Genomic DNA, 25,371 nt, shown 5'->3' on the forward strand with positions numbered 1-25,371 from the left:
CGCGTATGCCCGCGCAACATGAGCGCCATGATCCAATAGTAGACACAGCGAGTCAGGAGTGGGGTATGACCAACAAGCCGCATGATCCAAGAGATGAAGAACTCGAGCGTGCCGAGCGCGAAGGCGAGCCGCAACCGCTTGACACCGACAATACGGATACTCTTGAGGATATCGAAGGCGAACTGGCCTCGGACGACGATGCCGTGATGAGCCAGAGCGAGCAGGAAGCCGACGTTCTGGCCGGGCGCGTGGCAGAGCTCGAGCAGGAGCTGGCACAGGTGAAGGACCAGCAGGTCCGGGCCGCGGCAGAAGCGCAAAACGTACGCCGCCGTGCCGAGCAGGATGCCGAGAAGGCCAAAAAGTTTGCGCTGGAAAAGTTCGTCAAGGAGCTGCTGCCGGTCGTGGACAGTCTCGAGAAGGGGCTTGAAAGCATGAGCGAGGATGTCAGCGAAACGCATCGTGAGGGCGTATCAATGACCCTTCGGATGCAGCTGGACGTGCTCGGGAAGTTTGGCGTTGAGCAGCTCGACCCGCACGGCGAGCCCTTTGACCCCCAGTACCATGAAGCCATGACGCAGGTGGCCAATCCCGAGATGGATCCCAATACGGTCATGGACGTCATGCAGAAGGGATACACGCTTAACGGTCGCCTGGTTCGCCCGGCCATGGTGGTGGTGAGCAAGCAGGCCTGACTGCCCGGTTTCGGATGACTGACTACCCGGTTTCGGATGATTTGTCGACAACGATACGTGTGGGGTCTTGAAAAGCAGCGTAATGCCCACACATAGGCAGACATCCACGCAGCGTTGGCTGCGCATCGACAGCAATTCTGGTTCAAAAGATTTTTCGAGGTGACACTTATGGGACGCATTATTGGTATCGACCTTGGCACAACCAACTCCTGTGTGGCTGTGCTTGATGGCGACAAGACCCGCGTAATCGAAAACGCTGAAGGTGCTCGCACGACGCCTTCCATCATCGGCTATACCGGTGACGGCGAAACACTGGTTGGTCAGGCGGCCAAGCGTCAGGCCGTCACCAACCCGAACAACACCCTGTATGCGGTCAAGCGTCTGATCGGCCGCAAGTTCAAGGATGACGTTGTTCAAAAGGACATCAAGATGGTGCCCTACAGCATCATCGAAGCCGACAACGGCGATGCCTGGGTTCAGGTCAACGACAAGAAGATGGCACCGCCGCAGGTCAGCGCTGAAGTCCTGAAGAAGATGAAAAAGACCGCCGAGGATTATCTCGGTGAAGAGGTCACGGAAGCGGTCATCACCGTACCGGCCTACTTCAACGACTCTCAGCGTCAGGCCACCAAGGACGCCGGTCGTATTGCCGGTCTTGAAGTCAAGCGCATCATCAACGAGCCGACGGCTGCAGCGCTGGCCTATGGCATGGACAGCAAGGGCGGCGACCGTACCATCGCGGTTTACGACCTGGGCGGCGGTACCTTTGATATCTCCATTATCGAAGTGGCCGATGTCGACGGTGAGAAGCAGTTCGAAGTCCTCGCGACCAACGGTGACACCTTCCTTGGCGGCGAAGACTTTGACCTCAAGCTGATCGACTATCTTGTCCAGCAGTTCAAGACGGATTCCGGTATCGACCTGTCAGGCGATTCGCTCGCCATGCAGCGTCTGAAGGAAGCCGCCGAGAAGGCCAAGATCGAGCTGTCTTCCGCGCAGCAGACCGAAGTCAACCTGCCCTATATCACGGCAGATCAGACCGGTCCCAAGCACCTGGCCGTCAAGGTCACTCGTGCCAAGCTCGAGTCGCTGGTCGAAGATCTGGTACAGCGCTCGCTCGGCCCGTGCAAGACGGCCATGCAGGATGCCGGTCTCTCCAACAGCGAGATTCAGGACGTGATCCTGGTCGGTGGCCAGACGCGCATGCCGATGGTTCAGCAAAAGGTTGCCGAATTCTTTGGTCAGGAAGCTCGCAAGGACGTCAACCCCGACGAAGCCGTCGCCATGGGTGCCGCGCTTCAGGGCGGCGTACTGGGCGGTGACGTCAAGGACGTGCTGCTGCTCGACGTGACGCCGCTGACACTGGGTATCGAGACGATGGGTGGTGTCATGACGCCGCTGATCGAAAAGAACACCACGATCCCGACCAAGAAGACACAGACCTTCTCCACGGCCGAGGACAATCAGACGGCAGTGACCATTCATGCGCTGCAGGGTGAGCGCAAGCAGGCAGGGCAGAACAAGTCACTGGGTCGTTTCGACCTGGCCGACATTCCGCCGGCCCCGCGTGGCGTGCCCCAGATTGAAGTGGCCTTCGATCTGGACGCCAACGGTATCCTGAACATCACGGCGAAGGACAAGGCGACCGGCAAGGAACAGTCGATCGTGATCAAGTCCTCCGGCGGTCTCTCCGATGACGAGATTGATCAGATGGTCAAGGACGCCGAGGCGCACGAGGCCGAAGACAAGAAGTTCGAGGAGCTCGTTCAGCTGCGCAACCAGGCCGACGGCATGATTCATGCCTCGCGCAAGACGCTGGAAGAGTCCGGTGACAAGGCCACTGACGAAGATCGTCAGAGCATTGAAACGGCCATCACCGAACTGGAACAAGCGCTCAAGAGCGATGACCCCGAGCAGATCCAGCCGAAGCTGGATGCCCTGACCGAGGCTTCCGGTAACCTGGCCCAGAAAATGTACGCCGAGCAGGGCGAACAGGCTCAGGGCGAGCAGCCGGAAGGCACTCAGAAGAGCGGTGATGATGTGGTCGATGCGGACTACGAAGAAGTCAACGACGACCAGAAAAAGCAGTAAGGTTTTTCACGCCTGATCTGTATAACGCGGGAGCCTTGCTCCCGCGTTGTTTTTGCAGGTGTCAGACTTCGGAGGATTCGTTAGACCATGTCCAAGCGTGACTATTATGAGGTCCTCGGCGTCGAGCGCGGCGCCGACGACAAGGAAATCAAGAAGGCCTATCGTCGCCTGGCACAGAAGTATCATCCCGATCGTAATCCTGATGATGAGACGGCGGCCGAGAAGTTTCGTGAGGTCTCTGACGCTTATGAAGTATTAGCCGACGGTGACAAGCGTGCGGCCTATGACCAGTTCGGCCATGCCGGCGTTGATGGTCAGGGCGGCGGCTTTGGCGGCGGTGGCTTTGGTGGGGCCGGCGGTGCAGGCGGTTTCAGCGATATCTTCGGCGACGTGTTCGGCGACATCTTCGGGGGTGCCGGTGGACGGCGTGGCCCGGGCGGTGCCGCGCGTGGCAGTGATCTGCGTTACAACCTGGAAATTGATCTGGAAGAAGCCGTTGCCGGCACCACGGTCGATATTCGCGTGCCGCGTCTGGTGGAATGCGATCGCTGTCACGGTGATTGCGCCGAACCCGGTACCAGCAAACGCACCTGCTCCACCTGTAACGGCATGGGTCAGGTTCGCATGCAGCAGGGCTTTTTTGCCGTGCAGCAGCCCTGCCCGACCTGCCATGGTCAGGGGCAGAGCGTTGATACGCCGTGCCGCAAGTGCCACGGTGAAGGGCGTGTTCAGGAAACGCGCACCCTGTCGGTCAAGATTCCGCCAGGCGTCGATACCGGTGACCGCATTCGCCTCAACGGTGAAGGTGAAGCCGGCGTTAACGGTGGCCCGGCGGGCGATCTTTATGTGCAGGTGGCCATCAAGGCCCATGCCATCTTCGAGCGCGACGGGCGCGATCTCTACTGCGAAGTGCCCATCAATTTCGTGGACGCCACCCTCGGTGGTGAGCTTGAAGTGCCAACACTTGAAGGTCGCGTCAAGCTGCGCATTCCGCCCGAGACCCAGACCGGCAAGCTTTTCAGGTTGCGTGGCAAGGGCGTCAAGCCGGTACGTGGCGGCGCACCAGGCGATCTGATGTGCAAGGTGGTGCTGGAAACGCCAGTCAATCTCGATGAAGAGCAAAAGCAGCTGCTGCGTCAGTTCCAAGAAAGTCTGGACGGCACGGACACCCGGCATTCGCCGCGCAAAAGCCGCTGGTTTGACGGCGTGAAAAAGTTTTTCGATGACATGCGCCCATAAGCGTCTGGATCGATCTCAAAAACCCTGCCAACCGGCAGGGTTTTTTTATGTTTGTTCGCATGACCAGGCGCCCCGAGGTGGTATCAACTACGCTTGCAGCAGGTTTTCAACACAGGAAGAGCATCATGTCAGTCATGTATGAAACCACCGTCAATGTCTCCGGCGGACGCAAGGGACATGCCAGAAGTGATGACGGCATTCTTGATGTCGATCTTGCCATGCCGGGCAGTGGTACAGATGCCACTAATCCGGAGCAGCTTTTTGCTGCCGGTTATGCCGCCTGTTTCTCCAGCGCCGCCATGGGCGTGGCACGCCAGCAGGGTCACAAGCTCGATGACATCCCGGTGGCCGCTCATGTCACACTGGATGCTGAAAATCATGACTACAATCTGGCGGTTAAACTGACTGCGCAAGTGGCTCTGCCCCAGGCCGAAGCGGAAAAGCTGATCGCTCAGGCGCATGAGATGTGCCCGTACTCCAAGGCCACTCGAGGCAACATCAAGGTTGATATCGAAGTGAAGGGTCACTGACACCATCGTGTGATCCCGCCAAAAAAGCGCACCGCAGCTCTGATAGACTGCGGTGCGTTTTTTTATGAAGAGTACGGGCCATGTCGATCGTATCAATGCCGGCAAAGTGCTGGCTGAAAGGGCAGCAGCTTCTGGCGCTGCTGTGTCTATTGGGGCTGGCTGGATGCGCCGGCAGCCAGCTGTCTGATGCACCGGGGGCCACCGCCTCGGGCAAGGCCTCCTACTACAGCGACCGTCATCAGGGCGCACGCACCGCCAGCGGTGAACGCTATGACAAAAGCGCTCTGACGGCGGCGCATCGATCTCTGTCCTTTGGCACCCGGGTACGAGTGACCAACCTGAACAATCAGCGCCAGACCGTGGTGCGGATCAATGACCGCGGTCCATTTTCAAGAGGGCGGGTAATTGATCTATCCCGTGCTGCCGCCGAGCAGATCGGAATGATCCGCAGTGGCGTGGTACCGGTGAAAGTCGAAGTCCTGAAATAAACCGGTGCCCGGATGGGATGATCGCTTGATACCGCGATGGCACCGGTTTTCAGCGTTTATAGTGCTGTCTCAACCACCAGCATTGGACTGCCTCTGGAGCAGGTTTCGATGCGTCCTTCGACCTGATAGACCTCGCGCAGAAGTTCTGCGGTGACCACGGCCCGCGTGGGCCCACATGCTTTCAAAGCGCCACCGGCCAGCACAATGGCCTGGTCGGCAAAGCGCAGGGCATGACCCAGATCGTGTAGTGCCACGATGATCAACATTTGGCGCTGTTCGGCCAGCCGGCGAAGCACGCTTAAAAGGCCGATCTGGCGATGCAGATCAAGCGCTGAGGTGGGTTCATCCAGTAACAGGATATCCGGCGACTGCACCAGCGCCTGGGCAGCGCTGACCAGCTGGCGCTGGCCGCCGCTGAGGTCGCCGATATCACGCTGGGCCAGTGCCTGAATATTGAGCTCTTCAAGGGCTGCATCCACCTGCGCCAGATCCTCGGGCTGCACCTTGAGACGGCGACCCTGCATGCGTGCCAGCAAGACGCTTTCGTAGACGCTCAACACCGCATCGATTCGGGTTTCCTGTGGCATATAGGCCACAGGGCGCTCGGCGTTTGTTCCGGCGATCCGAACCTGGCCGCCACCGGCCAGCAGCCCCAGAATGCGTCGAAACAGCGTGGACTTGCCCGCAGCATTGGGACCCAGCAGCGCCACCACCTGGCCACCCGACAGCGTCGGGGTGGTAATGCTCGAGAGCACTTCACGCTTGCCGTAGTGGGCCGTCACCTGTTCAAGCGTCAGGCTTACCATGTTGATTTCTTCTGGTTGAGAACAAGAAAGAGGAAAAACGGGATACCGACCAGCGAGGTGATGATGCCAATGGGAATGACCGTCCCCGGAATCAGCATCTTGGAAATCACCGAGCCTACCGACAGGATCAGGGCGCCGCACAGGGCTGACGCCGGCAGGAAAAAGCGCTGATCTTCTCCTACCAGCATCCGCGCAATATGCGGTCCCACCAGTCCGATGAAGCCAATCGTGCCGACAAAGGCCACCGATACCGAGGCCAGCAGCGACACCAGCATCAGCACCTGTAGCCTGAGCCGGCGTGGTCGTACGCCCATGCTCTCGGCCTTGGCATCGCCCAGGCGCATGGCGGTCAGCGCCCAGCCGTGGCGGGCAAGCAGCGGTATCGCAATCACCAGTACCGTCAGCGAGACCCAGACCTTGGGCCAGGTCGCCTTGGTCAGGCTGCCCATGGTCCAGAACACCACGGCTGACAGGGCCTGCTGGCTGGCAAAAAACTGGATCAGCGCCATGAGCGCGTTGAAGATGAACACCATGGCAATGCCCAGCAGCACGATGGTTTCAATCGTCACGCCCCGACGCATGCTCAAAAGATGAATCATCAGCGCCGTGAGCATGGCGACCAGAAAGGCATTGATCGGCACGATATAGTCCACCGCGAACGGCACGATCGATACCCCAAAGGCCAGCGCCAGCGCCGCGCCGAATCCAGCCCCGGCCGAGATGCCCAGCGTAAAGGGGCTCGCCAGCGGATTGCTGAGGATGGTCTGCATCTGTGCGCCGGCAATTGAAAGACTCGCGCCGACCACGATCGCCATCAGCGCTACCGGCATGCGAATCTGCCAGACAATGACGCTGATCTGCTCGCTGACCGAGCCGGGCGCGAGCAGTGCGCTCAGCACCTCTGTCAGCTCATATCGGGCAGGTCCAAGCGCCAGATCGACGCAAAAGCTTAAAAAAAGGGCGCCCAGAAGGGCCAGCAGGATCAGCTGACGGCGCAGGACCATGGTGCGATAGAAGGTGCGACCCTGTTGGGGAGAGGTCATGGCGGCCGTCGACTTATTCATCTTCCGCCTCGAGCGACACCCAGTACCCCGGCTGATATGTCAAAGGCAAAAAGCGTTCATGAAGCTCGCGCATGGTGGCATCCGGATCGAGATCCTTGAAAAGTTCCGGATGGAACCATTTGGCCAGCTGCTGAATCGCCACAAAGTAATAGGGACTGTTGTAGAACTGATGCCAGATGGCATGGACACGGTCGTGTTTAACGGCATCGATGCCGGTCATGGCCGTACGGTGCGTCAGGGCCTCCAGCTTGCGACGGGCCTCGCGCATGTCAGCGCCCGGTCCGACACCCACCCAGGCACCGCCGGGGACATAGGCTTCCCAGTCGCCACCGGTCACCACGACCTGCTGCGGGTTGGAGGCGATGATCTGTTCGGGGTTGAGGGTACCAAAGGTGTTGGGAATGATGTCATTGGCAATGTTCTGGCCGCCGGCAATGCGAACGTAGTCGCCAAAATTGTGCGGACCAAAGCTCATGCAGCAGTCATCAGAGTAGCCGCCGGCACGATCGATAAACACACGCGGGCGCTCCGGGTCGACCTTTCCAATCACATCGGTCACACGTGCCATCTGCTGGTTGGAAAAGTCGATAAAGCGCTCTGCTTCCTCATCCTTGTCCAGAAGCTTGCCCATGAGTCGGATCGAGGCCGGCGTATCCTTGATGGGATTCTCGCGAAAATCGACATAGACGATGGGGATACCCAGTGCCGCGAGCTTGTCTTCGTAGCCGGCGTCTTCGGTGGCCGTTTGCGCCTCGATGTTCATGAAGACCACATCGGGTTTGAGAGACGCGGCCTGCTCCACGTCAAAGGTGCCATCCTTGAAACCGCCAAAGGTCGGAATGTCTTTCAGTTCGGGAAATTTTTCGGCGTAGGCGGCGTATGTTTCCGGGTCGGCCTGCGAAAGATCTTCACGCCAGCCCACCACACCGTTAAAGGGGCTTTTCGGCTGCAGTACGCTCAGCAGATAGATCTGGCGGCCTTCGCCAAGAATCATGCGTTTGACCGGCGTGTCGACATGGACCTGACGGCCTGCCACATCGGTAACCACCACGTCCTTTGCCGAAGCGAGTCCGGAGAACAGGGCAAGCGTTATAACAGCGGTAAACAGCAGGTTTCTTTTCATGATCATTGTAATGGCCAGAGAGGGAGACACACGCTGTGAACGCGACACCGGGTAGCGTCCTGTCATGTGATGATAAGGTTTATCATTCGCATTTTTTCGGCATTATGCGAGGTTTCATTCACGGCGTCGAGCAGCATGGGGCGACGACGGTAGCGAACAGGCAAATTGGCAACACGATGTCTTGAGAGGGGTCTCGGGCCTGACAGAATCCGGGCAACATCACAGGAAAATGGCCCCGCCTGCAGGTAGATTGCAGGGGGGCCATCAATGGGTCACTTCAAAAGGCGCTTCGCGCTGGCTCAGCCGGCGTCGGAGGTCTCCTCCCAGTCTCTCACCACATCCGACATGGTCTTCAGTCGTGCCACCGCAAGCCTTGAAACGGGATCAAGCTCGCTGCCGTCGTGATCGGCGTAGTCGATGATCTGGCGTTTCATGTCACGAGCCCAGAATCTCTTGAGATGACCGGCAATCTGCTCGGCCGCCGCCTCATCACTGTCATGATGACGGTTGTTGAGGCTGATCTGATTGACCATCTTGATCAGCGGTACAATGGGGTCGTTCATGTCAACCTCGCAGTCCGGATAGGGTCATGGTCGCCGGCGCTCATTTGAGTGCCGGTTCCGGTGACTCGGCGTTGGCCAGATAGCCCTGCTGGCGTTCGTCAAAGCGCTGGAACTGCTGCTGCCAGGACGAGGGCTGCGAGACCTTCTCGACCTGCACCGCCGTCACCTTGTACTCGGGGCAGTTGGTGGCCCAGTCGGAGTTGTCGGTGGTGATCACGTTGGCACCACTGCCCGGATGGTGGAAGGTGGTATAGACCACGCCCGGCGCCATGCGATCGCTGACCAGACAGCGCAGCACGGTGTGGCCCACGCGGCTGCGAATGCCCAGCCAGTCACCATCATGCAGGCCGCGATCCTCGGCATCCGCCGGATGGATCTCCAGCACGTCCTCCGAATGCCAGTTGCTGTTGGCAGTGCGCCGTGTCTGCGCGCCCACATTGTACTGGCTAAGGATGCGCCCGGTGGTCAGCAGCAGCGGATAGCGCGCATTGACCCGCTCTTCCGTTGCCACGTATTCGGTGATGGCAAAGCTTCCCTTGCCGATCGGGAAATCCACGCCGTGCATGGTGGGCGTGCCGAGCGGATAGTCGTCATTGCAGGGCCACTGAATGCTGCCGAGCTGTTCGAGCTTGTTATAGCTCACCCCGGTGAAGGTCGGTGCAAGGCTTGCGATCTCGTCCATGATCTCGGACGGATGGCTGTAGTTCATGGGATAGCCCAGCGCGTTGGCCAGATCCTGAGTGACTTCCCAGTCTTCCTTGCCGGCCACCGGTGGCATGACCCGGCGTACGCGGTTGATGCGACGCTCGGCGTTGGTGAAAGTGCCGTTTTTCTCAAGGAAAGTAGCGCCTGGCAGCAGCACATGGGCGTATTTGGCCGTCTCGTTGAGGAAAATATCCTGCACGATCAGGCAATCCAGCGCTGACAGGGCCGATTCGACGTGCTGGGTGTTGGGATCGGACTGTGCGATGTCCTCGCCCTGCACGTAGAGCGCCTTGAAGGTGCCATTGATGGCAGCGTCAAACATGTTGGGAATGCGAAGCCCCGGCTCGTCATCGAGTGTGGCGTTCCAGATGGTTTCAAAGCGCTGGCGGATCTCCGGGTCTGCCACGTGCTGATAGCCCGGCAGTTCATGCGGGAACGAGCCCATGTCGCAGGAGCCCTGAACGTTGTTCTGTCCGCGCAGCGGGTTGACCCCAACCCCTTCACGACCGATGTTGCCGGTCGCCATCGCCAGGTTGGCGATCGCCATGACCGTGGTCGAGCCCTGGCTGTGTTCGGTCACGCCCAGTCCGTAGTAGATCGCACCGTTGCCGGCACTGGCGTAGGTGCGCGCGGCTTCGCGAACGGCCTCGGCAGGAACGCCGGTTTCGCTTTCCACGGCTTCCGGGGCATGACGCGGATCAGAAATGAACGTGCGCCAGCGCTGATAGCCCTCGGTGTCACAGCGCCTGGCGATGAAGTCGGTATCCTCCAGGCCTTCGGTCACCACCACATGGCCCAGCGCATTGACCAGCGCCACGTTGGTCCCCGGCTTGAGCGCCAGATGCTGGCTCCGACCGCCGTGAGGCGTTCTCAGCAGGTCGATTCGGCGCGGGTCGGCCACAATCAGCGTGGCACCCTGACGCAGCCGGCGCTTCATCTGTGAAGCAAACACCGGATGCGCATCGGTGGGGTTGGCGCCAATGACCAGGATGGTGTCGGCCTTCATGACCGAGTCGAACGTCTGGGTCCCCGCGGATTCACCCAGCGTGGCCTTGAGGCCATAACCGGTCGGCGAATGGCAGACGCGGGCGCAGGTGTCGGTGTTGTTGTTGCCCAGCGCGGCACGGATCAGCTTCTGGACCAGATAGGTTTCTTCATTGGTGCAGCGTGATGACGTGATGCCGCCAACGCTGTCGCGGCCGTACTGTGCCTGAATCTCTCTGAGACGGCGGGCAGCGAAGCCGATGGCCTCCTCCCAGGAGACGGCACGCCAGGGCTGGTCGATCGAATCGCGAATCATCGGCTCGCGAATACGGTCCTTGTGGGTGGCGTAGCCAAAGGCAAAGCGACCCTTGACGCAGGAGTGACCGTGGTTCGCATCGCCACCCTTGTAGGGGACCATGCGTACCAGCTTGTCGCCCTTCATCTGTGCTTCAAACGAGCAGCCCACGCCGCAGTAGGCGCAGGTGGTCACGACGCTGTGTTCCGGCACGCCTTCCTCGATGACGCTTTTCTCCATCAGTGTCGAGGTGGGGCAGGCCTGAACACAGGCGCCGCAGGAAACGCACTCGGAGTCCATGAACGGTTCGTTCTGGCTGGCGGCCACCTTGGAGTCGAAACCGCGACCTTCGATGGTCAGCGCAAAGGTGCCCTGAACCTCACCGCAGGCACGCACGCAGCGCGAGCAGACGATGCACTTGCTCGGGTCGAAGCTGAAATAGGGATTGGAGTCATCGATCTCGGCATCGAGATGGTTGGCACCATCAAAGCCGTAGCGCACCTCGCGAAGTCCCACGACACCGGCCATGTCCTGCAGCTCACAGTCGCCATTGGCCGGACAGGTCAGACAGTCCAGCGGGTGGTCGGAGATGTAGAGCTCCATGATGTTGCGGCGCAGCTTCGCGATTTTAGCGTTTTGCGTCGTGACAGACATGCCCTCAACCACCGGCGTGGTACACGAGGCCGGCATGCCGCGCCGGCCTTCGATCTCCACGGCACAGAGTCGGCACGAGCCGAACGCTTCGAGATTGTCCGAGGCGCACAGGCGGGGAATGGTAATGCCGGCCAGCGCGGCGGCGCGCATGACGGAGGTGCCTTCGGGCACGCGAATGGCCGTGCCGTCGATGGTCAGCTCGACCGGCGTTTCGGAGACGCGTGCCGGGGTGCCCAGATCGCGGTCGAAAAACGCCGGATTGAAGGTGTTCTGGTACTCACCGACACCGCCCAGCCCTGCGTTGAACTGGTGGGCACCGGATTGTTTGGGATCGACTGTCTTGGGATCGAAATAATTCAGCATGTCGTACCACCCGCCGTGACGGCTTGTCGAGGTGTCAGATCATCGGGAAAGTGCTGCATGACGCTCTGGACCGGGAACGGCGTCATGCCGCCCATGGCGCACAGAGAGCCATCGACCATGGTGTCGCAGAGATCGGTGAGCAGAGCGAGGTTTTTATCAAACGACTCGCCGGCGCGGATGCGATCAATGACCTCCACGCCACGCACGGCACCGATTCGGCACGGCGTGCACTTGCCGCAGGACTCCACGCTGCAAAATTCCATGGCAAATCGGGCCTGGTCGCCCATGTCGACGGTGTCATCGAACATCACCACGCCGCCATGGCCGACCACGCCCCCAAACGCGGCGAAGCCTTCATAGTCGACCGGGTTGTCCCACTGGCTTTCTGGCAGATAGGCACCCAGTGGGCCACCGACCTGAACGGCCTTGAGCGGGCGACCGCTCAGGGTGCCACCGCCAAACCCTTCCATCAGCTCAATCAGGCTGGTGCCGAAGGCCAGCTCTACCAGTCCGCCGCGCTTGACGTTGCCGGCCAGCTGAATGGCCAGCGTCCCGCGCGAGCGACCCAGGCCATAGTCGGCATAGGTCTGACCGCCCTGATCCATGATGAAAGGAACTGCCGCCAGCGACAGTACGTTGTTGACCACGGTGGGCCGGCCAAACAGCCCCTCGATGGCGGGCAGCGGTGGTTTGGCGCGCACCAGCCCACGCTTGCCTTCAAGGCTTTCCAGCAGGGACGTTTCTTCGCCGCAGATATAGGCACCGGCCCCCAGGCGCACTTCCAGATGAAAGGCGCGACCGCTGCCCTGAATGTTATCGCCGAGATAGCCGGCGTTGACGGCGCGCTCGATTGCTTCATCCAGAATGGCATGCGCCAGCGGATATTCGGAGCGCAGGTAGATGTAGCCCTGATCGGCGCCTACGGCGAGGCCGGCAATGGCCATGCCCTCGATCAGCATGTAGGGATCACACTCCATCACCAGACGGTCAGCGAAGGTGCCGGAGTCGCCTTCATCGGCATTGCAGACCACATACTTCTGGCCCGGGGCCTGGTCGTGGACGGTCTGCCACTTGATGCCGGTGGGGAAGGCCGCGCCGCCACGACCGCGCAGGCCGGAGGTCTTGACCTCATCCACCACGGCCTGGCTGTCCAGCGCCAGCGTCTTTTTCAGACCTTCAAAGCCGCGCAGGGCCGTGTAGTCCTCGATCGACACGGGGTCGGTAATACCGATGCGTGAAAAGGTCAGACGCTGCTGGCGTTTGAGATAGGCGATCTCTTCGGTCAGCCCGAGTGCCAGGGGATGATCCTGTCGGCCCTCAAGCAACCCGGCATCCAGCAGGGATTCGACGTCACCGGGCGTGACCGGACCAAACGCCATGCGGCCGTCAGGCGTATCGACTTCAAGCAGCGGTTCCAGATAAAACAGGCCACGGGAGCCATTGCGCACGATGTTGATCTCGACATCGCGGGCCTTTGCGCCGCGCTGAAGCCGGGTGGCGACCCGATCGGCACCCAGCGCCAGGGCCGTGGTATCCCGAGGGACATAAACGGTAATGGCCATCACTTCACCTCCACGACGGTTGCCGACAGCTCATCGGTCAATTCATCAAACTGTTCAGGCGTCATGCGCCCGTAAACGTCGTCATTGACGCGGATGGAAGGACCGCAGGCGCAGTTGCCCAGACAGTAGACCGGCTCGAGGGTGAACTCGTGATCCGGCGTGGTCTGGTGATAATCCACACCCAGCGACGCCTTGGCGTGCGCTTCGAGCTGGCGGCTGCCGACCGACTGACAGGCTTCGGCGCGACAGATCTGAATGACGCTGCGTCCTGCCGGATGGGTGCGAAAGTGGTGATAAAAGCTGATGATGCCGTGAACTTCGGCGCGGGTATGGCGCAGTGTCTCGGCAATCATGGGCACCGCCTCGTCAGGAATGAAGCCGAAGCGGTCCTGAATGGCGTGCAGGGTCGGCAGCATGGCGCCCGGTCTCTCGCGATGGGCGTCAATCACTGCCTGAATTTGCGCCGGCGTCCAGGCGTCGGCGACGGGGGAAGGGATCTGTGACATGGCCGGATCTCATCAGGTCGGAGGATTCAAGCGACATCGCTCATCCGATCGTCTTATAGGAATCGTTATTCATAACTGCTTTAAGTCAGGGTCACGTTCGCGATCAAATTAGCACTCTCTATACGGCGGCAAAATATGAACGAAAATGCTTAGCAAAAAGTTGAATATCGTTCCGGCATGGCGCTTTTATCGCGAGGATGGCGAGCTGCTCGACCCGGTGCTGTTCGTGCTGCTGGCCGGGCTGCTCGAGACCGGCAAGCTGACGCATGCCGCCAGCCGGGCCAATGTCTCCTATCGGCATGCCTGGAATCTGCTCAATCGGGCCGAGACCTTCTTTGGCATGGCGCTGGTGGAGATGCGCCGTGGCCATGGCACGAAGCTGTCCCCGCTGGGAGAAAAGCTTCTATGGGCGGAGCAGCGGGTACGTGCGCGGCTGGGGCCGCAGATCGACAGCATGGCTTCCGAGCTCAACCACCAGCTGCAGCAGCTGCTGGACGGTGCCCATCCCGTGCTGCGTCTGCATGCCAGTCACGGTTACGCCGTCGCTCTATTGCCGGATTTCCCCGGGGAGCTGGATTTACGCTATTGCACCTCGATGGAAGCGCTCGAAGCGCTGCGTCGCGATGAGTGTGATCTGGCCAGTCTTCATCTGCCGGTGGACCCGCAGCTGGCCGAGCAGGTCATGGCGGTCTATCACCCCTGGCTCTCCGGTCAGAATTTAAGCGTTATCCGCTTTGTGACCCGGCGACAGGGGCTGATGCTGCGTCATGAGGATCATCATCGAATTCGTACCATGAAAGATCTGGCGCGCGGCGATATTCGATTTATTCATCGTAACGAACGCTCCGGGACCCGCATGCTGTTTGATCTGCTGCTGGCAGAGCAGGGTGTCGATGAGACCGACCTGCCCGATGCGAGGCACGAGGAGTTCACACATACCGCCGTGGCCGCCTACGTGGCGGCGGGCATGGCGGATGCAGGCTTTGGGGTAGAGGCGGCCGCTACGCAGTTCGGGCTTGATTTCGTTTCTCTGGCCACCGAGCACTATTTACTGGTCTGTCACACCGAACGGCTGGCTCAGGACAACATGCAGGCGCTGCTGGGCTATATGGCCTCGCGCGGCTTTCTGGCCGAGCTGGCGGGCCTGAATGGTTACGCGCCGGACCGCTGCGGGGAAGTGATGACCCTTGAGACGCTGCTGGCAGAAAACGCGGCAGGCCCCGGAGCAGCGTGCTGATGACCGCCGGCTGGGTGGTCACTTTGCAGGTGGCGGGACGTCAAAACATCCTAGAAGCGAGCGCTGTAACCAGTTCAGGTTATCGTCGCTGATCATCAGATAGCGATGTGGCGCGATGTGTGCCAATCCCTCAAAGTTGTCCAGCCGCCAGCCTTCGTCGCTGGCCAGACGGGCAATGGTGCTGCCGGGCACGACGCTGCCCGGTGTGGCATCTGAAATTCGAGCGCGCCGCAATGAGATGGTCAGGGGCCTGCCGACCTTGAAGTCGCGCTCCAGCAGCAGGAGGTCATCGCCCAGTGGTGCCATCGCCGTCAGACCGCTGTTGGCACTGCTGCGCTGCCAGCGCCACTGATGTCCCTTGAGATCAAATAACCGGCTTTCGTTGGCGGCCATACCGCGTGAGGCAAATTCAAGCCCGGCAATGATGCCGTACCGAGGGTGGTTGACCAGCGCTTCCAGACTGCCGTTGTCACGCGCGCCTTCCAGTGCCGGCGGTCGAATGGCGTCTCCCAGTGGTCGCCCGTCAAGCGTAAAACGCTGTAGTCGATGGTGGCGCTCAAACCCGATCAAAAGCTGCGTCGCGCCGTTTTCTCCTTTGGTCAGCACCATCGATTCGCTGTCGGCCCAGGGCATTTTGAGCGGTTGGCCCTTTTGATCACGAAGCGGTATCGAGTCCAGCAGTTCAAGGCGCGTCAGTTGCTGGCGGTCATCAAAATGGGGACGAGCGCGGTAGAGCCGGGCGCGGTCGGACAGCAGGTATAACAGATGACTGTCGGGGTCAAACGCCAGTTCCGACAGTCCCCCGAGAGGTTGGCCATCGGGCATGTGATCCGGCAGTTCCAGCATGCCGCACCACTCAAGGTGCTCGGGGCGTGAGCCGCCGGGCGGCCCGCCCGGATCGACAACGCCTGCCCGGGTGCAGCCGGACAGCAGAGTCAGCCACAGGGCAAGCACAGTGGCAGCAAAAAGGTGTTGGGTACGTCTGTCCGCCATGGGGCCGTCCGGTTGCGAGGTCTGATGGGTTATAGTGGCAGAGATGAGCACGGGCAAATGATGAATATGAGCAATGAGCAGGGGGATATGTGACACGAATTGCCATCATGGGCGCGGCAGGACGCATGGGCAAAATGCTGATCGAGGCGGTCAGCAGTGACGACAGCGCTCGGTTGACAGGCGCCGTCGTTCGTCCGGACAGCTCGCTGAAAGGGGCCGATGCCGGTGAGCTGGCCGGTCAGGGGCGTCTGGGCGTGATGCTGGCGGGCAGTCTCGAGGCCATCATTGATGACTTCGATGTTCTGATCGACTTCACCACGCCGGCCCTGACGCTGGATAATCTGGCGGTTTGCGCCGAGCACGGCAAGCGTCTCGTGATCGGGACCACCGGATTCAACGATGAGCAGCTGAAAACGCTGGAAGGTTACGCATCAACGGTACCTTTCGTGTTTGCCGCCAACATGAGTACCGGCGTCAACCTGTCACTCAACCTGCTCGCTACGGCGGCTCGGGCGCTGGGCGATGCCGGCTTTGATATCGAAATCATCGAGGCGCATCACCGTCACAAGGTGGATGCACCTTCGGGCACGGCCCTGATGATGGGCCGGGCCGTGGCCGAGCCGCTGGGCCGTGATCTGAAAGCCGATGGCGTCTATCAGCGCGTGGGTCAGATCGGCCCTCGAAGTGCGCGGGAAATCGGCTTTTCCACCATCCGCGGTGGCGACATCGTGGGCGAGCATACCGTGCTTTTTGCCGCCGAGGGCGAGCGCATCGAGATCACTCACAAGGCGTCGAGTCGGTTGACCTTTGGGCGGGGTGCCGTACGGGCTGCGCACTGGCTGATGGATCAAAGGGCCGGTCATTACGACATGCAGGATGTGCTGGGACTCAAGCAGGCCCTGCCCGCCGACCCACAGGCCTGATCATTGTGTGATGGCATGCGGGGGTGAAATCCGATATTATCGGCACAATTTGGCCGGGTCGAACCCGCAGACCATGGCGATAAAACAAAGCGGGATGAAGCCCTTCAGGGTTTCGTCCCGCTTTTTTGCAGCCCGGGGGCATGTCTGTTACCAGAACGTGCCGGGAGGGCATGGTCGACGGGGTCGCCAGACGGCCGGTTTTGCGGTCAGCGTTGTGGCATGTTGCTTTCGCTGACAGTTTCTTTTGCCCTGTGGAGGACGTTGCATTGATCAAACCCGCGATTCTGGCGCTCGAGGATGGCAGCGTATTTCACGGCGTCTCCATTGGCGCCGACGGAGAAACCAGTGGCGAGGTGGTCTTCAATACGGCCATGACGGGTTATCAGGAGATCCTGACCGACCCTTCCTATTCTCGCCAGATTGTGACCCTTACCTATCCCCATATCGGCAACACCGGCATCAATGAAGAGGATGTCGAATCCCACCGCATTCATGCCGCCGGCCTGGTCATTCGTGATCTGCCCCGTCTGGTCAGCAATTTTCGCAGCGTCCGCGCCCTTGATGACTATCTGGCTGCCCACGGCATTCTGGGCATTGCCGATATCGACACGCGCCGTCTGACCCGACTTCTGCGTGACAAGGGTGCCCAGAACGGGGCCATTGTGGCCGGGGCGGATGCCCAGGGCGATGACGCCGTGGCGCGTGCCCAGGCGGCCGCGAAAGCCTTTCCGGGGCTCAAGGGCATGGATCTGGCTCGCGAGGCCGGTACCCGCGAGATTCATGAGTGGCATGACGGTGAGTGGCAGCTGAGCAAGGGGTACGCCGATTTTCGCCAGCGTGAACGCCCCTGGCACGTGGTGGCCTATGATTTTGGCACCAAGCACAACATCTTTCGCATGCTGACCAGCCGGGGCTGCCGCCTGACCGTGGTGCCGCCGCAGACGCCCGCCAGTGAGGTGATGGCGATGAATCCGGACGGTGTTTTTCTGGCCAACGGTCCGGGCGACCCGGAACCGTGTGACTATGCCATCCGGGCCATTCAGGAAATTCTGGCCACCGGCACGCCGGTTTTTGGCATCTGTCTGGGGCATCAGCTGCTGGCGCTCGCCAGCGGGGCAAAAACCATCAAGATGAAACAGGGCCATCACGGCGCCAATCATCCGGTACTGGATATTGATCGCGGCCGTGTCATGATCACCAGTCAGAACCATGGTTTTGCCGTTGACGAGGCATCCCTGCCGGCCAACGTGCGGGCCACGCATCGATCGCTGTTTGACCACACCCTGCAGGGCATCGAGCTGACCGATACACCGGCCTTCAGCTTTCAGGGGCATCCGGAAGCCAGTCCCGGGCCACATGATGTTTCACCGTTGTTTGATCGCTTTGTGGCCATGATGGAGGGTCGCCGTCAGGCAGCCTGACCCGGTCCCGGCGGCGGCGTTTGCCGCCGTCGGGCCGCCATCGCATCCGACTTGTTCGCATCCCATTTTTCGACGCAGTGAAATCGTCATGCCAAAACGTACCGACCTGAAAAGCATTCTGATCATTGGCGCTGGCCCCATCGTTATCGGCCAGGCCTGTGAATTCGACTATTCCGGCGCCCAGGCCTGCAAGGCGCTGCGTGAGGAGGGATACCGGGTCATTCTGGTCAACTCCAACCCGGCCACCATCATGACCGACCCGGTCATGGCGGATGCGACCTATATCGAGCCGGTCACCTGGGAGACCGTCGCGCGCATTATCGAGCGTGAGCGCCCTGATGCGGTGCTTCCGACCATGGGCGGACAGACCGCGCTCAACTGTGCGCTTGAACTCGACCGCCGCGGCATTCTTGATGAGTTCGGCGTCGAGCTGATCGGTGCCGATGCCAAGACCATTGAAAAGGCCGAAGACCGGGACCTTTTTGACAAGGCGATGAAAAACATCGGTCTTGAGTGCCCGAAGGCCAAGGTGGCACACTCGATGCCGGAAGCCTGGGAAATCCAGTCCGAGCTGGGCTTTCCCTGCATTATTCGTCCGTCCTATACCATGGGCGGCTCCGGTGGTGGCGTGGCCTACAACCGGGAAGAGTTTGAAGAGATCTGCCATCGCGGTTTTGAGCTTTCTTCCAACCATGAGCTGCTGATTGATGAGTCGCTGCTGGGCTGGAAAGAGTACGAGATGGAGGTCGTGCGGGATAAAAACGACAACTGCATCATTGTGTGCGCGATCGAAAACTTCGATCCGATGGGCGTGCACACCGGTGACTCCATTACCGTGGCACCGGCGCAGACGCTGACCGATAAAGAGTACCAGATCATGCGTAATGCATCGCTGGCGGTACTGCGGGAAATCGGCGTCGAGACCGGCGGCTCCAACGTGCAGTTTGGCGTGGACCCGGACACCGGGCGCATGGTGGTTATCGAGATGAATCCGCGCGTCTCCCGCTCTTCGGCACTGGCGTCCAAGGCTACCGGCTTCCCGATCGCCAAGGTCGCGGCCAAGCTGGCCGTGGGCTATACGCTTGATGAGCTGCAAAACGACATTACCGGCGGTGCCACACCTGCCTCGTTTGAGCCGGCCATTGACTATGTCGTGACCAAGATTCCGCGCTTTACCTTCGAAAAGTTCCCGCAGGCGAACGATCGGCTGACCACCCAGATGAAGTCGGTGGGCGAGGTCATGGCCATCGGGCGCACCTTCCAGGAGTCGCTGCAAAAGGCGCTGCGCGGTCTGGAGATCGGTGTCGACGGGCTGGATCCGAAGCTTACCGATTTCGATGAGGCGTCGCGTCAGCTGATGCAGGGTGAGCTGCAGCGTCCGGGCGCTGACCGGATATTTTTTGTGGCCGATGCCTTCCGAGCCGGTCTGTCGCTGGATGAGGTCTTCAACTTCACCAAAATCGACCGCTGGTTCTTGATTCAGATTCAGGAACTGATGGTTCTGGAAGGCCAGATTGCCAAGGCTTCCCTGAACGATCTCAGCCGCAAGCAGGTCTATTTCTACAAGCGTCGCGGCTTTGGCGATGCGCGCCTCGCACGGCTGATCGGTGTCAGTGAAAAGGCCTTCAGAGAGCGTCGTCATGCGCTGGATGTGCGTCCGGTCTTCAAGCGGGTCGATACCTGCGCGGCCGAATTCGCGACATCAACAGCCTACATGTACTCCACCTATGAAGAGGAGTGCGAGGCCAATCCCAGCGATCGTCAGAAGATCATGGTGCTGGGCGGTGGCCCCAACCGGATCGGTCAGGGTATCGAGTTTGACTACTGCTGCGTCCATGCCGCACTCGCCATGCGCGAAGACGGTTATGAGACCATCATGGTCAACTGTAACCCTGAAACCGTCTCGACCGACTATGACACGTCCGATCGTCTCTACTTCGAGCCGGTAACGCTTGAGGACGTGCTGGCGATTGTCGAAAAGGAAAAGCCGGTTGGGGTCATCGTGCAGTTCGGTGGCCAGACGCCGCTGAAGCTGGCGCGTGATCTGGAGGCGGCCGGGGTACCCATTATCGGTACTTCACCGGATGCGATCGACCGTGCCGAGGATCGTGAGCGCTTTCAGCAGATGATCGAAAAGCTCGGTCTCAAGCAGCCTCACAACGCGACGGCGCGCAGTTTTGAAGATGCCTTCGTCAAGGCCGCCAAAATCGGTTATCCGCTGGTGGTACGCCCGTCCTACGTGCTGGGTGGGCGCGCCATGGAGATCGTTTATTCCGCTGACGAGCTCGAGAACTACATGACCCATGCGGTCAAGGTCTCCAACGATTCGCCGGTACTGCTGGATCACTTCCTCAATGCCGCCATTGAGGTGGACATTGACGCCATCAGTGACGGCAAGGAGGTCGTGATTGGCGGCATCATGCAGCATATCGAGCAGGCCGGAGTTCACTCCGGGGACTCGGCATGCTCACTGCCGCCCTATTCGCTGCCGGGTGAAGTGCAGGATCGCATGCGTGATCAGGTGCAGCGCATGGCGCTGGAGCTCAACGTGGTGGGCCTGATGAACGTGCAGCTGGCCTGGCAGGATGGCGAGATCTATGTCATCGAGGTCAATCCGCGCGCCTCGCGTACCGTGCCGTTTGTCTCGAAGTGCATAGGCCGCTCGCTGGCCCAGCTGGCGGCGCGCGTTATGGCCGGCAAGACGCTGGCAGAGCTTGAGTTTACCCGTGAGCACATTCCGAACTTCTATAGCGTCAAGGAAGCGGTTTTCCCCTTCAACAAGTTTCCGGGCGTGGATCCGATCCTGACGCCGGAAATGAAGTCGACCGGTGAGGTCATGGGAACCGGCACGACCTTCGCCGAGGCGTTCTATAAGGCGCAGCTGGGCGCGGGAGAGGCCATTCCGGCCCTCAGCGGTGACCGCCAGGCGTTCCTCTCTGTTCGTGATCCGGACAAGGAGGGCGTTATTGACGTGGCCCGTTCTCTGTTAACATTAGGGTTTACGTTGATCGCGACACAGGGCACGGCGCAGGCCATTGAGGCTGCGGGTCTGCCGGTCACGGCGGTCAACAAGGTGTTTGAAGGCCGTCCCCATATTGTCGACATGATCAAAAACGATGAGGTTGCCTACATCGTGAACACGACCGAGGGGCGGCAGGCCATTAACGATTCTTCCATGATTCGCCGCTCGGCGCTGTCACACAAGGTGCCCTATGCCACGACCCTGGCCGGGGCGCGTGCCGTGTGTATGGCGCTTGAGTATGGTAACGAGATTACCGTGCGGCGACTTCAGGAACTCCATACGAGTGTAACGGCATGACCAGGGTTCCGATGACTGTGCAGGGCGAAAAGGCCCTGCGTGAAGAGCTTAACCAGCTCAAGGGTGTTGATCGTCCGCGCGTGATTGCAGACATTGCCGAGGCGCGCGAGCACGGCGATCTCAAGGAAAATGCGGAGTATCATGCGGCGCGTGAACAACAAGGATTCATTGAAGGGCGTATTCAGGAGATCGAGTCGCGCCTGTCCAATGCCCAGGTCATTGATGTCACGAAGGTAGCGCATACCGGCAAGGTCATCTTTGGCACCACGGTCAAACTTTTAAACCTCGATACCGATGAGGAAGTGGCCTATCGCATCGTTGGTGAAGACGAGGCCAGCATCAAGGACGGCAAGATTTCGGTCAACTCGCCCATCGCTCGTGCATTGGTCGGCAAATCCGAAGGGGATGTCGTCAATGTGCGAACGCCCGGCGGCGATGTCGAATATGAAATTGACAGCGTCGAGCACGTTGGCTGATCAGCGCCACATTGCCCGTTATAAAAAAAGCCCCCTGACACTGTCGGGGGGCTTTTTGCATTCAGGTCACCGGCGTGGGCCGTCAACGCTTTATGGCGATTACTGCGTATAACGCGCCACGTTGGAAAGCCTCGGGTCTGCCTTGGGGTTGTGGCGATAAAGCAGAGCAGTCTTGCCAATGCTTTGTACCAGTTCGGCGCCTGATTGCGCCAGTAAGTGTTGAATGATCTCGGCACGCTCATCGCGCTCTGCGCCGGCGATACTGATCTTGATCAGTTCATGGTCGGTGAGTGCTCGTTCAAGCTCACCCGTAACACCCTCGGTCAGGCCCTTGTCACCGATCCGGACAACCGGATTGAGGATATGGCCAACACTACGCAGGGTTTTCTTTTGTGCCGCTGTAAGGCTCATGATATGTTGAAAACTCTCGATCCCTTTTCATGTGCAATCATCTTACTCCACACGACGGCAATGGCGCCAACGGTTGTATCACGTTCGGTGTTCTTTCCTTTAATCGTGCTGGTGTTTGATCGCTATAGCACGGCAATCCCTTTTTTCGGAAGTTAACGTGACACGCGCCAAAAAGCCGCTTGCCGGCAAGAAGGCTTCAGCCGACAACGGCTGGGTGAAGGAGCACTTTGATGATATCCGGGTAAAGCGTAGTTGGGCGGATGGCTATCGCTCCCGTGCCAGTTGCAAGCTGCTTGAAATCGATGATCGCGATCGTCTGTTTGCGCCGGGCATGAGTGTGATCGATCTGGGCGCTGCCCCGGGCGAATGGCGTCAGGTCGCCACGACGCGCGTGGGAGATCAGGGTCAGGTTATTGCCACTGATATTCTCGAGATGGATGCCATTGCGGGCGTGGATTTCATTCAGGGTGACTTTACGGAAGAGGCCACGCTGCATGCTATGCTCGAGGCGCTGGGCAATCGACAGGTTAACGTTGTGCTATTAGACATGGCGCCCAATCCGAGCGGGAAGATGGGCATTGATCAGCCCGGGCCATGTATCCTGTAGAGCTGGCACTTGATATGGCCCGGCAGGTACTGATGCCGGGTGGCGATTTCCTGACCAGGATCTTCCAGGGTGAGGGTTTTGATCAGTATCTAAAGGAAATGTGCCTCCGGTTCGATAAAGTAGTTATTCGCAAGCCAGATGCCTCGCGATCCTGGATCGCGGGAAGTATATCTGCTGGGTCGCGGTTTTCGCGCATGAGCTTGTAATCGACAGGCTGCGCCCCAAGCTATCCGACACATACCGGGCCACGCCTGGCAGGCAGAATCACGTAGTGAGGGTGTCCCCTTGAACGACATGGCCAAGAATCTGATCCTATGGTTGATTATCGCAGCGGTACTGCTGACGGTATTCAATAACTTCAGCGTCGATAATTCGCCGCAGGCGATGAACTATTCCCAGTTCGTCGAGCAGGTGCAAAACAAACAGATCCGTCAGGTCACCATTGATGGCTACGATATTCGTGGCGAGCGCGATGATGGCTCCAGTTTTCAGACTATCAGGCCGTCTGCAGAAGATCCGCGCCTGATGGACGATCTGCTCAGCAACAATGTGACCGTGGTGGGCAAGAAGCCCGATCAGCAGAGCATCTGGTCTCGTTTGCTGATTGCCAGTTTCCCCATACTGTTGATTCTGGGTATTTTCCTGTTCTTTATGCGCCAGATGCAGGGTGGTGGCGCCGGCAAGGGTGGCCCCATGAGCTTTGGCAAGTCCAAGGCCAAGCTGCTGTCTCATGAGCAGGTCAAGACAACCTTCAAGGACGTGGCCGGCTGTGATGAAGCCAAGGAAGAAGTCGAAGAGCTGGTCGACTTCCTGAAGGATCCTTCCAAGTTTCAGCGCCTTGGCGGACAGATTCCAAGAGGCGTTTTGCTGGTGGGGCCGCCCGGAACGGGCAAGACCCTGCTTGCCAAGGCCATCGCCGGCGAGGCTCAAGTACCGTTTTTTACCATTTCGGGTTCGGACTTTGTCGAGATGTTTGTGGGTGTCGGCGCCTCTCGAGTGCGTGACATGTTCGAGCAGGCCAAAAAGCAGGCGCCCTGCATCATCTTCATTGATGAAATTGATGCCGTGGGCCGTTCGCGTGGTTCCGGTATGGGCGGCGGTCATGACGAACGTGAGCAGACCCTGAATCAGCTGCTGGTCGAGATGGATGGTTTTGAAGCCAATGAAGGTATCATCATCGTTGCCGCCACCAACCGTCCCGACGTGCTTGATCCTGCGCTGCTGCGTCCCGGGCGCTTCGATCGCCAGGTGACTGTAGGTCTTCCCGACATTCGTGGGCGTGAGCACATTCTGAACGTGCATCTTCGCAAGGTGCCGCTGGCTGATGATGTAAAGCCAGAGATGATTGCACGCGGAACGCCGGGATTTTCCGGCGCGGAACTGGCCAATGTGGTCAATGAAGCTGCCCTTTTTGCGGCCCGCAAGAATCGTCGCCTGATTGGAATGGCCGAGCTTGAAATGGCCAAGGACAAGATCATGATGGGTGCCGAGAAGCGCTCGATGGTCATGTCCGAGAAGGAAAAGCGCAACACGGCTTATCATGAAGCCGGTCACGCTATCATCGGTCTTTTGATGCCGGAGCATGATTCGGTTTACAAGGTCACGATCATTCCGCGTGGTCGTGCGCTCGGTGTCACCATGTTCCTCCCCAGCGAGGACCGCTACAGCTATACGCGTCAGCAGATCATCAGTCAGATCTGCTCCCTGTTCGGTGGACGTATTGCTGAAGAGATGACGCTGGGGCCCAATGGCGTCACGACGGGGGCCTCCAACGACATCAAGCGTGCCACCGAACTTGCCCACAACATGGTCGCCAAGTGGGGCCTGTCACAGGAAATGGGTCCGCTGATGTATGACGAGGACGAGTCACATCAGTTCCTCGGTGGCCCGGGTAACGGCGGTGGCAAGTTCACGTCTGCAGAGACTTCATCAAGGCTTGATCGCGAAATTCGCCGCATCATTGATGAGTGCTATCAGCAGGCCGAGCAGATTCTGCATGATAATCGCGACAAGCTCGATGCGATGACCGATGCGCTGATCAAGTTTGAAACCATCGATGCCGATCAGATCAACGACATCATGGAAGGGCGTGATCCGCGTCCGCCGAAGGAGCCCGGCAGCAGCGGTCCGAGCGGTGGCCTGGGCGTGCCCGACACCAGTCCCGCGGATGTACGTCCGGTAGAAGACCCGGATGATGGCGACAGTGCTGATGACACACGGCGTCGTCCCTCTGATCCGCTGGGTGGTTCCTCCGGACATTGACCTGCGTTTTACGTATCATGACCGCCCTCCGGGGCGGTTTTTTTATGTCCACTGCTT

20 protein-coding genes and 1 pseudogene are annotated in these 25,371 nt (G+C 59.7%); 12 read left to right on the forward strand and 9 right to left on the reverse strand.

The window, feature by feature from the left end; all coding sequences use genetic code 11:
* Positions 1-65: 65 nt before the first annotated feature.
* From grpE to ACUN8C_RS01915, 5 genes are all read left to right on the forward strand, one after another.
* Entirely contained in the window at positions 66-692 is a 627-nt protein-coding gene (gene grpE / locus ACUN8C_RS01895; RefSeq protein ID WP_108844071.1) for a nucleotide exchange factor GrpE, read from the forward strand.
* Positions 693-860: 168 nt separating this feature from the next.
* Positions 861-2,783 (forward strand): molecular chaperone DnaK, encoded by a 1,923-nt coding sequence (gene dnaK / locus ACUN8C_RS01900; RefSeq protein WP_445620683.1) that lies wholly within the window; start codon positions 861-863, stop codon positions 2,781-2,783.
* A gap of 87 nt (positions 2,784-2,870) precedes the next feature.
* Positions 2,871-4,022, forward strand: coding sequence for a molecular chaperone DnaJ (gene dnaJ / locus ACUN8C_RS01905; RefSeq protein WP_108844073.1), 1,152 nt, complete (start codon positions 2,871-2,873; stop codon positions 4,020-4,022).
* 125 nt (positions 4,023-4,147) lie between these two features.
* Positions 4,148-4,552, forward strand: coding sequence for an organic hydroperoxide resistance protein (locus ACUN8C_RS01910; RefSeq protein WP_445620684.1), 405 nt, complete (start codon positions 4,148-4,150; stop codon positions 4,550-4,552).
* Between the two features lie 80 nt (positions 4,553-4,632).
* The gene (locus ACUN8C_RS01915) at positions 4,633-5,040 is read left to right on the forward strand and encodes a septal ring lytic transglycosylase RlpA family protein (RefSeq protein ID WP_445620685.1); all 408 of its coding nucleotides are present in this window, start codon (positions 4,633-4,635) and stop codon (positions 5,038-5,040) included.
* A 56-nt stretch (positions 5,041-5,096) separates the two neighbouring features.
* Here the strand turns inward: ACUN8C_RS01915 and ACUN8C_RS01920 are convergent, their stop codons facing one another.
* From ACUN8C_RS01920 to ACUN8C_RS01950, 7 genes are all read right to left on the reverse strand, one after another.
* Complete coding sequence (locus ACUN8C_RS01920) at positions 5,097-5,846, reverse strand: ABC transporter ATP-binding protein (RefSeq protein ID WP_445620686.1); 750 nt, start codon at positions 5,844-5,846, stop codon at positions 5,097-5,099.
* The gene (locus ACUN8C_RS01925; RefSeq protein ID WP_445620687.1) at positions 5,840-6,910 is read right to left on the reverse strand and encodes a FecCD family ABC transporter permease; all 1,071 of its coding nucleotides are present in this window, start codon (positions 6,908-6,910) and stop codon (positions 5,840-5,842) included. The genes ACUN8C_RS01920 and ACUN8C_RS01925 overlap by 7 nt, the downstream gene beginning before the upstream one ends.
* Entirely contained in the window at positions 6,903-8,081 is a 1,179-nt protein-coding gene (locus tag ACUN8C_RS01930; protein ID WP_445620688.1) for an ABC transporter substrate-binding protein, read from the reverse strand. The genes ACUN8C_RS01925 and ACUN8C_RS01930 overlap by 8 nt, the downstream gene beginning before the upstream one ends.
* A 251-nt stretch (positions 8,082-8,332) precedes the next feature.
* The gene (locus tag ACUN8C_RS01935) at positions 8,333-8,596 is read right to left on the reverse strand and encodes a formate dehydrogenase subunit delta (RefSeq protein WP_445620689.1); all 264 of its coding nucleotides are present in this window, start codon (positions 8,594-8,596) and stop codon (positions 8,333-8,335) included.
* A 40-nt stretch (positions 8,597-8,636) separates the two neighbouring features.
* The gene (fdhF, locus tag ACUN8C_RS01940; RefSeq protein WP_445620690.1) at positions 8,637-11,597 is read right to left on the reverse strand and encodes a formate dehydrogenase subunit alpha; all 2,961 of its coding nucleotides are present in this window, start codon (positions 11,595-11,597) and stop codon (positions 8,637-8,639) included.
* A complete protein-coding gene (locus ACUN8C_RS01945) occupies positions 11,591-13,159 on the reverse strand; it encodes a formate dehydrogenase beta subunit (RefSeq protein WP_445620691.1) in 1,569 nt (522 codons plus the stop codon). The genes fdhF and ACUN8C_RS01945 overlap by 7 nt, the downstream gene beginning before the upstream one ends.
* The gene (locus ACUN8C_RS01950; RefSeq protein ID WP_108844081.1) at positions 13,159-13,665 is read right to left on the reverse strand and encodes a formate dehydrogenase subunit gamma; all 507 of its coding nucleotides are present in this window, start codon (positions 13,663-13,665) and stop codon (positions 13,159-13,161) included. The genes ACUN8C_RS01945 and ACUN8C_RS01950 overlap by 1 nt, the downstream gene beginning before the upstream one ends.
* Positions 13,666-13,810: 145 nt before the next feature.
* Between ACUN8C_RS01950 and ACUN8C_RS01955 the strand changes: the two genes are divergently transcribed.
* Complete coding sequence (locus tag ACUN8C_RS01955; protein WP_445620692.1) at positions 13,811-14,902, forward strand: substrate-binding domain-containing protein; 1,092 nt, start codon at positions 13,811-13,813, stop codon at positions 14,900-14,902.
* A gap of 18 nt (positions 14,903-14,920) precedes the next feature.
* Here ACUN8C_RS01955 and ACUN8C_RS01960 read toward each other — a convergent pair whose 3' ends face one another.
* Positions 14,921-15,895, reverse strand: coding sequence for an esterase-like activity of phytase family protein (locus ACUN8C_RS01960; protein ID WP_445620693.1), 975 nt, complete (start codon positions 15,893-15,895; stop codon positions 14,921-14,923).
* 89 nt (positions 15,896-15,984) lie between these two features.
* Here ACUN8C_RS01960 and dapB point away from each other — a divergent pair, with 89 nt between their 5' ends.
* The 4 genes from dapB (at position 15,985) to greA (ending at position 22,034) form a co-directional block, all read left to right on the forward strand.
* Positions 15,985-16,818, forward strand: coding sequence for a 4-hydroxy-tetrahydrodipicolinate reductase (gene dapB, locus ACUN8C_RS01965; protein ID WP_445620694.1), 834 nt, complete (start codon positions 15,985-15,987; stop codon positions 16,816-16,818).
* A 266-nt stretch (positions 16,819-17,084) separates the two neighbouring features.
* The gene (gene carA, locus ACUN8C_RS01970; protein WP_445620695.1) at positions 17,085-18,239 is read left to right on the forward strand and encodes a glutamine-hydrolyzing carbamoyl-phosphate synthase small subunit; all 1,155 of its coding nucleotides are present in this window, start codon (positions 17,085-17,087) and stop codon (positions 18,237-18,239) included.
* Between the two features lie 88 nt (positions 18,240-18,327).
* On the forward strand, positions 18,328-21,558 hold the full coding sequence (gene carB, locus ACUN8C_RS01975; protein ID WP_445620696.1) for a carbamoyl-phosphate synthase large subunit: 3,231 nt from the start codon (positions 18,328-18,330) through the stop codon (positions 21,556-21,558).
* Complete coding sequence (gene greA / locus ACUN8C_RS01980) at positions 21,555-22,034, forward strand: transcription elongation factor GreA (protein WP_445620697.1); 480 nt, start codon at positions 21,555-21,557, stop codon at positions 22,032-22,034. Before carB ends, greA begins: the two co-directional genes overlap by 4 nt.
* A 99-nt stretch (positions 22,035-22,133) precedes the next feature.
* Here greA and yhbY read toward each other — a convergent pair whose 3' ends face one another.
* A complete protein-coding gene (gene yhbY, locus ACUN8C_RS01985) occupies positions 22,134-22,445 on the reverse strand; it encodes a ribosome assembly RNA-binding protein YhbY (protein WP_445620698.1) in 312 nt (103 codons plus the stop codon).
* Between the two features lie 157 nt (positions 22,446-22,602).
* On the opposite strand from yhbY, the pseudogene rlmE reads away from it, so the two are divergent.
* Positions 22,603-23,250: pseudogene (rlmE, locus tag ACUN8C_RS01990) on the forward strand (23S rRNA (uridine(2552)-2'-O)-methyltransferase RlmE).
* 87 nt (positions 23,251-23,337) lie between these two features.
* Positions 23,338-25,314 carry an ATP-dependent zinc metalloprotease FtsH gene (ftsH, locus tag ACUN8C_RS01995; protein ID WP_445620699.1) on the forward strand — a complete coding sequence of 659 codons (1,977 nt, stop codon included), beginning with the start codon at positions 23,338-23,340 and terminating at the stop codon, positions 25,312-25,314.
* Positions 25,315-25,371: the final 57 nt, after the last annotated feature.

The organism is Kushneria sp. Sum13, from assembly GCF_052692355.1.